The 12,487-nt window shown below is 51.5% G+C and carries 4 protein-coding genes; all 4 read right to left on the reverse strand.

Annotated features, from left to right (window positions below):
- Positions 1-89: 89 nt before the first annotated feature.
- The 4 genes from G441_RS0103545 to G441_RS0103560 all read right to left on the reverse strand — a co-directional run bounded on the left by G441_RS0103545 (position 90) and on the right by G441_RS0103560 (position 12,259).
- Positions 90-4,430 (reverse strand): alpha-1,6-glucosidase domain-containing protein, encoded by a 4,341-nt coding sequence (locus G441_RS0103545; RefSeq protein WP_026375076.1) that lies wholly within the window; start codon positions 4,428-4,430, stop codon positions 90-92.
- A 68-nt stretch (positions 4,431-4,498) separates the two neighbouring features.
- On the reverse strand, positions 4,499-7,528 hold the full coding sequence (locus G441_RS0103550; protein WP_026375077.1) for a TonB-dependent receptor: 3,030 nt from the start codon (positions 7,526-7,528) through the stop codon (positions 4,499-4,501).
- 326 nt (positions 7,529-7,854) lie between these two features.
- Positions 7,855-9,351 (reverse strand): tryptophan halogenase family protein, encoded by a 1,497-nt coding sequence (locus G441_RS0103555; protein WP_026375078.1) that lies wholly within the window; start codon positions 9,349-9,351, stop codon positions 7,855-7,857.
- 85 nt (positions 9,352-9,436) lie between these two features.
- Positions 9,437-12,259 (reverse strand): TonB-dependent receptor, encoded by a 2,823-nt coding sequence (locus tag G441_RS0103560; RefSeq protein ID WP_026375079.1) that lies wholly within the window; start codon positions 12,257-12,259, stop codon positions 9,437-9,439.
- Positions 12,260-12,487: the final 228 nt, after the last annotated feature.

Genomic DNA, 12,487 nt, shown 5'->3' on the forward strand with positions numbered 1-12,487 from the left:
GCTAATGAGCTTAGTGCGTTACACAAGAATTGAAAAGACAAAAAAGCCGGTCGCGAGGACCGGCTTTTACTTATTTCAATTACGCAAGATTACTTTTCAGTAACTGTTACCGTCGGACTGGCCGGATTCGGGCCTTCTACTTTAAATTCGTAGAGACCTGCTGCCGGTACATCCAGTCTGAGGTTGTTATTGCTCGGCGCAACCGTAATGGGTGTGCCCAGCGTCACAGTATTATCCGCACCATCTGGAGCACCCAGGTTAACGGCAGACCAATCTTCCGATGCCACCTTGAACTCAACCAGACCAGGAGACAGCTCAATATCAACCGTGTAGTCACCGTCGGTGAAGCTCAGTTCATTGTCAGTGCCCCAGCCGTTCATGCCGCCACGCAGATAGACCGGCGTGGTGCCGAAGAACTGCTGTTTGAACACACGGATGACCGGCTCTGCTACATCTGAGTTATCCCACTGGAACAGGTAAGGTTCAGCATCCAGCACTTCGATATACAGATTATCGTTAGTGGTTGCCAGAGGCTTATCCTGACCCAGTTCGACACGACGGTCTTCATCGGCACCGCTTACTGCGCCCAGGTTCACCGTTGCCCAGTCGTCGGTAGCCACTTTGAACTCGTAGGTACCTGCTTCCATGTCGATGGCGGTTTCGTACACACCTTCGCCCTGGAATTCGAACGGATTATCGGTTCCCCAACCGTTCATGCCACCGCGCAGATACACAGGGTTGTCAAAGTACGCATCGGCCTTGCTCACTATCAGCAGAGGCTCTGCGGTGTCATTGGCATCCAGGCTGAACTTGTAAGACGTAGTGGTATCAGCAGTGAAGCTCAGATTGTTGTTACTGGTCGCCAGCAGTGTTTCTTCACCTTCAACCACAACATTGTCTGCGCCATCTGGTGCACCCAGATTAACTGCTGCCCAATCTTCAGAGGCGACTTTGAACTCATGCGTCACACCTTCTTCAAGATTGATTTCAACCGCATAAACGCCGTCACCTTTGTAACCCATTGGGTTATCAGTGCCCCAGCCATTCATACCGCCACGCAGATACACAACCGTATCACCGTAAGGTACAACGTCTGGTGCGCCAGCTGTGGCATAGGCAGACAGACCATAGCCCTGCTCACCCATCTGCGGCTTAACAAAGACTGCAATAGTCTGGGCCGGGATAGTAAAGGTACCATTGCCTTCGGTATCACCCTCGCCTTCTGTGAAATAGGCGTTACGGACAACAGGGTCGTAGCTGTTCATCTGTGTCATGTGTAGCTCGAAGCCTGTCGCCGTATTCACGGTAATCGATCGTTCTTCGTAGCCACCATTCACAGCCACCACAATGGCGTCATAGGATGCATCCATATCACTCAGCATCACATCGCTGTCTGGCGTGATGCCATCATCGATGCTCATCAGGATCAGACCTTCCTGCTGACGGCTACCAATGTTGTGGAAACCAACACGGTCCATGATGTCCTGACCGGTGGTCAGTCTGAACAGCGGGCTACCCTGACGAATTGACAGGAACTCTTTGAAGACTTCATGAGAGAACTCAATTTCCGTCATGCTCGCGGCGCGCTCTGGTGCATAGATAAATGCGCCCATTTCAGCCCAGCGGCCCTGGTTGTCCTGTGCCAATGGCAGACCTACGTTCCAGTTATTGGTGTTCATGCTGAAATCAACATAGTTGAACCAGTCACCGGCATCGTAAGTGTTGCGGTCCATTGACTTGGAACGCAGCATATCGCCGCCCATTTGCAGGAATGGAATACCCTGCGCCAGAGTTGTCAGGTTCAGACCAATATTCTGCGCTCTGACGCGCTCTGCTAAGGTCAGGTCAGCCGGTAATACGTAGTTGAACTGATCCCACAGCGTCTCATTATCATGCTTGGACACATAGTTAATGATATCTGCAGGGTCTGCTGCATAACCGCCCAGGTTCGCCCCTGTGCTTACCGTGCCGCTGGAGGTTTCCAGCACAAAGTCAGTCAGTGTGCCGGCCAGTGAGATCTTGATGCGGTCCTGTGCACTTAGCGTACCGCCATCCGCTTCACGCTTGAAGAACTCGCCCTGACGAATCGCTTCGCGAATACGGTCATTAAAGGTACCGATCTGGGTACCAGCCATGTTCAACTGATTCGCCTGCTCGTATCCGCGATCAACGCGGGTCCAGCCCTCACCGTAGAAGTAGTTATCCGGGTCGACCGCACGAACGGCATCCCACAAACGTACCATGGTGTCTTTACTGGCCTGACTCATGATGTCAAAACGGAATGCATCGAACTTATACTGCTGTGTCCATACCAGCAGGCTGTCATGCATGAATTTTTCCATCATCACGTTGCGTGGTTCAGTGTCATCACAGCATGTTTCACGCACAATTGAACCGGTATCCACTTCATAGCGGTGGTAGTAGCCAGGGACCACTTTATCCAGTACTGATTTAGGGAACACGCCGCTGGCGTTGGTGTGGTTGTACACCACGTCCAATGCGACACGAAGACCAACATCATGCAGGCCCTGCACCATAGCGCGCATTTCACGAATACGGGCTACACCTTCAGGATCCGATGCATAGCTGCCTTCTGGCACGTTAAAGTGATGCGGATCATAACCCCAGTTAAACTGATCATGGGCACGCATGTCATTAGCCAGCTCCTGTGCTTTTGACGCTTCACCCAGTGGGTCATAGCTTGCAAATACGCTACCCAGCGTTGCTGATGGATCTTCTTCATCACACACCGCCGCATTGCGATTTAGCAGGCAAAGCTCGCCAACGGTGCTATCAAAGTCAACGGTACGTGACACGTCTTCTTCAATGGTCGCAATATCGTTTGCCGGCAATACATGGAAGTGGGTAAGGCCCGCTTCAGCCAAGGTGCGAAGGTGTTCAACCGGCGCGGAGCCCTCTTCAGTAAAGGCCAGGAATTTACCACGGTTTGCCTCAGAAACAGTCTCATCGCGTACGCTGAAGTCACGAATATGCCCTTCGTAAATGACCGCGTCTTCCCAGTTTGTGATAGTCGGGATGGTATGTGTATCCCAACCTTCTGGCTTAAGGTCTTCATCGTCCAGATTCACAAAGCGAGAGAAGCGTCCGTTGGTTGATACCGCAACAGAGTAAGGGTCTGTGACTTCTAACACCTCAATGTTACCGGTGATGGGGTGATACACCGTCACTTCATAACGATACAAGGCACGGTCAAGATCCATACTGGCATTGTAGCTCCATACACCAGAGGTATTGTCTTCGACCATCTGGATGGTTTGCGCCAGCGTTTTATCATTGTTGAAGATCAGAAGGTTAACGTTCTGAGCCGTCGGTGCCCATACCGATGTGATGATACCCGTATCCGTGTACTGGGTACCTAACGTCGCTTCATCGGCATCGTTTTCACCTGTGGTGTAAAGCTGGTCAATACCATTGGCCAGTTGGATACCGGTTGCAGCGGTCAATGTGCCTTCAGCGTTGTATGCCGCCAGTACTGCCTGCGTCTTCAGCACAGCTTTGGCGTCGTCAGCTGTCCACTCGCCCTGGAACGCGCGCAGGCCAGCTAAGTGCGGTGCAATCGCGATCTGCTCATCGGTCAGTGTCACTTCGGTTAGCTCAACGGCTGTACCGTTCAGGCCCTCTTCCAGCGTTGCCTCAAGATCGGCACTGGCAGAATAATGCAGTTTCACAGACGCAGCGTCGGTATCCCACAGCAGCGTGTTGGCATCCAGCCAGTGTGCGCCCTGTCCTTCGATGCTGACAGGCTGCGGCCCCAGGCCAAGTAGCGGGAATTCAAACACGGTTGGAACACCAGACAAGGTGAAGTTCATGCGTGCAAAGTCACCTTCCTGGTCCAGTGGGCCTCTGAAGTCAGCCCCGCCCATTTCTTTACCCGCATCATCGGTACCGATGTGAATAATGAAGTTGTGGCAGGAGCCTTCGGTACCGGCATAGCCGGGTTTCAGGTCCAGGATCCAGTACGCGCCGTAGTTAGGATCAACACCATCGTGAATACGTCCAGCCGCCCAGTCAGTATCGGGATCAGCATAGGCATCACAGGCATCGTTGCTCCATGTGTGCAGACGCCAGCCCTCATAGGCCGGGTCATTGGATGAGTTATCAGCATCCACTGCACCGCGGTTATAGTACAACACGGCCTGATCGGCCGCCGGGAAGAATACCGGAGGTGGCAGCGTCGGATCGGCACCGACCACACATTGGTCACCGGCTTCATTTGGTACCAGCGGTGCCTCACACTCAATAGGAGGCGGGGCGACACATTGGGTACCGGTCGAATCCGGTATAAGAGGGGTATTACAGACCAGCAAGTCGTTACTTGCCGGTGCTGTACCAGAACCACCACAGCCGGTTAGCAGCAGTGTACTAAGCACCAGCGCAAACAGCCCTAATGCTCGTTTTTTCGTAAACATAATAGATTGCTCCACAGTCTTTTCTTGCTTACTGCGTCCAAAGATGGCAGCGATTTTCATGATGGTCTTCATAGTGAATACGTGACCCCCAGGAAGTACTGGGTACCAAAGAACTGGATGGTGCCCGTTTGCTGATCGTTGGAGAAGAAACTCTTAGTGGGTTCGTCAGTCAGGTTATTCACCTGGAACAGCACGCTAGTGTGTTCATTGATGTTATATGACGCCTGGAAGTCCACCACAGTTTCAGAATCGTAGTTAACCGTCTGAGCGTTAATCGCCACCTGCTCCGACACAAAATCGTCGCGATAACGGGTGCTTAAACGGGTTTCAAAATCTTCGTATTCCCAGAACACCGTCAGCGTGGCAACGTGTTCTGACAATCCAGGCAAGTCGCTGGCGTATACGCCATCGCCAATCGTGCGTTGGATCTCACTTTCGGTGTAAGAGTAACTGGCATTCACACCCAGCCCTGACCACAGGCCAGGCAGGAAGCTGTAGATTTGCGTGTAGGCAAGTTCGATACCGCGGATGTAACCACCTTCGGCATTATTGATGGCCGTCTCATAGCGACCGTTTTCGGTCGGTACTTCAACAAACGTCAGATTGCCCTGTGCATCCAGAACTGGCTCAGGTGTCTGTCCAGCAAATTCGGCTTCATAAAAGACCGGCACCAACACTGACTCAGGCACTTCAAAACCGTTGCCTTCAAAGTCGTAGGGTTCTATACCGATATTCTCGATAAATGAATCGATGTTTTTATAGAAGGCCGCTGCAATAAATGCGCCGTCCGTTTCAGTGAAGTAATACTCGTAAGACAGGTCATACTGAGTTGCGTAGAACGGCTCAAGATAGGGGCTGTTTCTTGCTGAACCGCTGACACGAGCGGCCTGACGAGACAGGGTAATCTCACCAGAATCGCGATCCTGGGTTGCCGTGACAGACTCGATGTTGGTAGAGGCATTCGCCGCAAAGCGGTTGATAGGTGCCCTGCCCATTACTTTCGCCGCCGCAAAGCGGATCTGCTGGTTATCCGTAACCTGGAAGTTCAGGTTTAGCGACGGCAACCAGTCATCATAAGTATGTGCGATAGTAGCCGGACGGTAGAAGGCATTGATGTAGCCCAGCTCATCGGTGATCAGCTGCGCGCCGTTTTCAAAGTCCGGTACTTCAGTTTCCACACCGGTTGCCGGGTCAATCACAAAGGTCGTCGCACGTTGTAAGGTGGTAGATGCCTGTTTGGTATCCACATAGCGCACGCCAAAGTTACCGGTCACTGGCACATCAAACAGATCAAAGTTCAGGTTGGCCATCAAGTAGGCTGCATTGACGGTTTCAAACACGTCGCCGCTTTCCTGGACTGACCATGCCGTATTTGGCCCGCCCTGTATGCCGTTAATGTTACCCGCAGCACCAGAGCCCCAGGTTTGGGCAGGCTGAGGTACGCCCTGTGGGAACCAGGCATTCAGCGCAGAGTCCAAATCAATTGACAAATAGCTTGGGAAAGCTGCGAAATCACCAGACCAGTTCACCACCTCATACATATCTGGGGTCAGGCGCAGCGGCGGCTGACTGGAAGAGAACGCACCATCATTTCCGTATTCAAATACAGAACGGTCATTGTTGTATTCACGATCGGAGTAACGATAACCAAACTCGACGGAGGAAATAAACGGCGTGTCCAGTTCATACTGCAAGTCAAATCGATATGCATCCAACTCGTCTTTATTCTGGTAAGGATAGATACCGTATTTACTGACCATCACTCTGTCGGTGTCAGTAAACAGGTCGGCCTGATTAAATGCGATAGTTGGCAAGTCCAGACCATTAAGCTGATAGGCAATCGCCACATTGGTATCAAAACGCGGGCTTACTGCATTGGCATCTTCACCCACCAGTGACCACAGCAGTCCGTTTCTGAAATCACTGTCAGCACGTGATAATGCAACGTCTACCGACATAGTAAGGTTGTCTGTTGCCTGCCATTCGGCGTTGATGCCGTAGCTTTCAACCTTATCAACTTCGGTGTTGTCATCGTTGGTCAGCTCTACACGGGTAAAGCTGCTGTCGGTGCGTGAGAACTGCCCGCCGATCACGCTGTTATTGACAATAACCGGGTTGGCAATTTGTGCGTTGACACCACCTAGCTTGACCCTGAAGCCCCTTGCGAAGGCTTGTGAATCAAAGCGGGAAATAAAGGCATCGGCCTTTAACTTGAAGTTATCAACGGGAGCCCACTCAATTGCGGCAAGATAACCGTCACGGGTCTCTTCACCACCGCGGTGCTGTAACTCGAAGCCTTCACTGATGAGTTCGCACGATGGACAATCTTCCGGACCGTCGTTATCACCAGCAACCCCGTCAACATCAACCTGACCATTGTAGGCCAGACCAACAAACTGGGTAGACACGCTGGGCTGGAACAAGCGCGCGTACCCCAATGCCACGCCAAGCGTGTCATCAAGGAATTTACCCTGATAAGAAAAACTCAGGCGATGGCCGTATTCTTCCGCATCAGGTATCTCCTCAGCACGGTCGTTAAACATGCCACGGGCGTTAACGTTGAAGGTATGCTTCTGGTCATTCATCAGCGGGCTGGCTGTTTCCAGCTCAACGGTACCAGCCACACCGCCTTCAATCAGTGAGGCTTTAGGTGATTTGTATACAGCGGCAGATGAGATTAACTCTGAAGGATACTGGTCGAATTCAATAGAACGGTCCCCACTGGTGGATACCTGTTCACGTCCGTTCAATGTGGAAAAGACGAAATCCCCTGACAGACCACGAATGTTGATCTCGGCCGCCTGTCCACCGGTACGAACCGCTGAAATGCCCGGTAATCGTGTCAAAGCGTCAGCCATAGAGACGTCAGGCAAGCCGCCCAGATCATCTGCTGACAGCTGCTCAGATACCGTGTCGCCAAAACGCTTTTGATTAAGCGATTTGATCAAACTGGTACTGAAGCCTCTGACTTCAATTTTTTCGATATCCGCTTCGTCAATCTGATTGTCTGCCTCCTGGGCATACAAAGGTTGACTGGCGATGGCAAGCCCACTTGCCATCAATGCAGCGGTTATCAAACTGGGTTTGAATGTGTGCATTGTTATGTCCTACTTCCAGTTGTGATACGCCAGGCTCCTTCATGCATCCCGCATGCACTTGCACACAACATACATACACCGCGCCTGATTCTAGTGATAGTAATCAATAGTAGACGCTTGCACAGGTGCTAAACAACGATATGCATACGTATTCAATAACATTTAGCAACATTTTGTTAACGTACAAAGACGTGAGGATAACGACGTATTTTTTTATTTTTTAGATACTTAGGTAAAATTTATGAGGAATAACGCTAACCACCTCAGGAACAAAGACTGCCCTGAGATGGTCAAGATCAACTTTTTAACACTGTCTATACAAATATTTAAAAGTGAGCTTTACAGGCCCGATTCAGGTAGTCATTGTGGGTGCTTAGCTGACTGACAGTACCATTGACCAGCGTCGACAGGCTCGAAAGTAACTCTTCAACCTGCTGTTCTGAAAGTGAGTCAGCCAGGCTGTGATACGCTCTCGGCATGACACCCTGCCCCATCATTACCTGATACCAGGCAATATCAGTAAACAGTTCGTCCTGTTCCCGGAATACCCGACCACTTTGTGCAAACAGCTCTATTTTATGAGCCAGCGTGTCCGGTATCGGCATCTCACGACAACGTTGCCAGAACGGCTCCGGCCTGTCGTTTAATACATAGTGCAGAATGATAAAGTCGCGAATACGCTCAAACTCTATTTGCGATTGACGATTGTACTCGTCGATATCAATCTGATTCATCTGCTGCCTGGGGAACAGCTTCATGAGTCGTACAATCCCCGACTGCACCAGATGCAGACTGGTTGATTCCAACGGCTCCAGAAAGCCGCTTGCAAGCCCCAGGGCCACACAGTTTTTATACCACTGCTTTTCACGACGACCGGTGACAAATTTAATCGGCCGGGGGTCGCCAGTGGGCGAAGCGTCCAGGTTACTCAATAACAGCTCGCGGGCCTGCTCGTCAGTATAATAATCACTGCAATACACCAAACCATTGCCGGTGCGGTGCTGCAGCGGAATGCGCCACTGCCATCCCGCGCCATGGGCCATTGAGCGGGTATAGGGCATAACGGGATCGACTCGCTCACAGGGCACCGCCATCGCACGGTCGCATGGCAGCCAGTGACGCCAGTCCTCATAGCCGGTTTTCAGCGCATCACCGATTAGCAGCGCTCTGAAGCCAGAGCAGTCGATAAAAAAGTCGCCCTCTATGGCCTGCCCGGATTTAAGCGTCACACTGTCAATACAGCCTGATGTCGGATTCAGGTTAACCTTCTCAATAAAGCCTTCCTGGCGCGTTACCCCCCAGAGTTCACTGAGTTTGCGCAGGTATCTGGCATACAAGCCAGCATCAAAATGATAAGCATGCACCAAACCTTGCAGGTTAGTGTTGGGAATGGTCGCCAGGGGTTGGTATTTATTGGCTTTTGCAGCCTGATAATTGAGCGAATAATCCCAGTAGTCTGATACATGACCGGCAGCCTTCGCGCGCAACCAGGTATGATGGAAACCAGCCAGGCCCATATCTTTACCAATACGCCCGAACGCATGCATGTAAGCCTTTCCGGGCGTATGCCAGCCATCGAACTCAATACCGAGTTTGAAGGTACCGCCAGTTTCACGCAGAAACTCATTCTCATCGATGCCCAGCACTTTATTGAAGTAGGCGATGGGCGGAATGGTGGCCTCGCCAACGCCGACGGTACCGACGTCATCCGATTCAATCAGGGTAATATCGAGCTGCTGCCCCATCAGGCGAGCCAGCATGCTGGCCGCCATCCAACCGGAAGAGCCGCCGCCTACTATGACTACTTTCATAAGCTTATTCATTTATTGTTGTTGCATAGATTGTATAGAAAAAGGCCACCGTTAACAGGTGGCCTTGTCACTACCTTTGTGCACACACACGTTAGGTTTAGAACTGGTAGTTAATACCAAACAGGAAGTTACGGCCATAGCGCTGCGTATCACGGATATCCGGAACGTCAGATACGCTATGCTCAGTAATGAATTCCTCGTCGGTCAGGTTCTGCCCCTGCAGCGTAACCGTCAGACCTTGCAAAGACTCAATATCAGAATCGCTGAAGTCATAACTGATCTGCGCGTCAATCAACGTACTGCCGCGCACGTTAACCGGTACACGAGTCAGACTCAGACCCGATACTTCACCCAGGAAGTCGGTACGCTTGCGCCAGCTGACACGCGCTTCGAAGCCTTCACGCTCGTAATAGACCGTGGCATTAAATACTTCTTCTGATAAGCCAGGAACCGTAATTTCGAAGCTCTGTACTTCCGTGCCGCCCTGCAAATCCGTCGGTACTTCAACATCAAACTCCAGTGAACTATCCAGGAACGTTGCGGAGAAGATACCACCAAAGCCTTCCAGTGATTCAGAGAACATACCACCGGTCAATGACAGACTAATTTCACCACCTGTCACGTTTCCATCACCGACATTTTGCCAGGATGACAGCACACCAAGTGGTGCCGGACTAAATCCGGTTGGAGGCGTCAGGTCAGACGTATCCACGAAGCTAGGCAGGTTTAGCTGCCAGTCGCTCAAGTCTTTATAGAACAGGGCTATGGCGAAATAGCCTTCTTCATGGAAGTAGTTTTCGTATGTCAGGTCAATCTGGTCGGACATGACCGGGCGCAGGCCAGGGTTGGCAATGCTTCCGCTCCACACACCAGCCTGGTTGTTAAAGCCAAGTACACCTGAGCTGGCATTCATGCGATCCATTCTAGAACGAGACATGGTGCGGGCAATCCCCATACGCACCACCTGATCGTCTGCCACATCGGCAATCAGGTTCAGACTGGGCAGTACTTCTGTGTACTCATCCCCACCCGAGGTTGGCAGCGGGTTCAGAATACGGTTGTTCGGATCGGACTGGTTTTCCAGCGGTGTTGGCGCAAAGCCATCTGAGCTTTGATCGGTACGCACGACTTGCACACCGACGTTACCGCGCAGCGGCATATCGCCCAGCTCTGTCTCGATATTGGCTTTAACAAAGCCCAAGGTGACTTCTTCACGCACGGTCCAGCTATTCTGCCAGCGACCACCCTCAGTCAAGCCTGAATCAAACTCCAGATAGTTGCCATCGCGCCAGAAACGGAATGAATCAAACGCGACCATGTCGCCAAAGCCAATAAAGCCGAGGTTTACCGGATCCAGCATATACTCAGCCGGAATCGGCGTTTGTGCACCCGGGATGACATTACTGTTAGCGTCCAGTGTGCCAGGCAGCGTCAGGAACAAGCCCGTATCTACGCGAGTCTTCTCACGATCACTGTAGTACACGCCGAATTCAACGCTGGACACAACACCAGAATCCAATACCCGCGAGGCCGCCAGTTTCAATGTGGTCAGCTCGTCTTCTACTTCAGGCGTGTTAATAAAGCCGTCCTGATCGTCCTGGCTGTCAGGGTCAAGCAGGTTACCCCACCCCCAGGATTGTGGGTTACCCAGCTGAATAATGCTTGGGTCACTGTAATCAATCGTCGGATCGAAAGTTACACCGGTGAAATCATCATTAAACTGAAAACCAATCTGCTCTGGCAAACGGTCTGAAAAGCCTCGGCCTGTGCCCGCGTAAGTTTCCAGTGCCCAGGTCTGACGGTCTACTTTAGAGTAAGCAAGGTCAGCTTCCAGCGTCCAGTAGTCATCCAGCGCATATTCCAGATTTGCACCGACGGCGGTCAGATCCGCAGCACGAATGGTGACGTCGTTACGGATAACAGCGCCAACAGGGCTGCCAGGGCCGCCAATTACGCCTGAAGAAGACTGGCCATCACGGTTGCCTGTGACAGTAATACCAGCGTCACCCCAGGCGGCAGGGATTTCTGGACCGCGCAGCTGCTGCACGTCTTCAAAATCAATGTACAGCGCGTCGATGTTAATTTTCAGGTCGTCGCTTGGGGCGAACTCCAATACACCCATAAAGGTGTCACGCTTGAGCTCGGCTGAGCGAACAAACGGCTTAAATCCACCGATTTCGGTATTGCCGTCGCCGTCATTATCGGGCCAGCCCCAGGTATTGAAACGCTCTTCGTTTACCGGTGAGCTCATATGTGCATATGCGAACGCCACGCCGACTGTGTCATCATTAAACTGATCAATATAAGACACGCTGCCACGATAGCCGGTATCTTCCCCATCCGGGTTCAGTGCGCCGATATCATTGCGCTCACCACGCAGCGTAAATGAAATGTTCTGCTCACCAAATGCCAGCGGTTTAACCGTACGCATATCGATGGTACCGCCGATGCCCTGCGTCATCAGGGTGGCATCTGGCGTCTTGTACACCACCACTTCGTTCATGATTTCAGACGGATACACGTCGAACTCTACGCCGCGGTTGTCACCCAGGGTAACCTGTTCACGACCGTTAAACGTTGCGGTGCTGAAGTCCTCACCCAGACCACGAATCGATACTGAACTGGCGCGGCCGTCAAGGCGCTGTGCTGCCAATCCCGGTAGACGCGCAATAGATTCAGCGATACTGGAATCAGGCAGCTTGCCAATGTCTTCTGCTGTGACCACCTCTACGATAGAGGTTTCACTCATTTTAATTGCTTGTGATTTTTGCAGACTGGCACGAATACCAGAGACCTGAATAACTTCAACGTTATCTTCAGCTTCTGTATCGGCCTCCTGCGCCAGCGCTGGCGACATACCAAACGCAAAGCCGCTGGAAATCAGCGCGGCTTTAATCAGATTATGTTTGAATTGTTTCATGTGTGCGTGTCCCGATCCGCATTGTTGAGAGTAAGTGCATCTGATTGATGAATGACTGCGTTTATTGGTTTTATTTCAGTCAGTATTGCAATTTGATGACACTGCTGTTTGTTGCAGTGGATAGTACAGCGCTGCCGCTAAATTGCTCAATGCCTTGCATACGTATTCAGCAAAAATGGGCAACATTTCGTTAACAGTCAAGGTCAGATAATGATCAGCATCAAAAAA

Source organism: Aestuariibacter salexigens DSM 15300, from assembly GCF_000429145.1.
Taxonomy (GTDB): Bacteria; Pseudomonadota; Gammaproteobacteria; order Enterobacterales; family Alteromonadaceae; genus Aestuariibacter; species Aestuariibacter salexigens.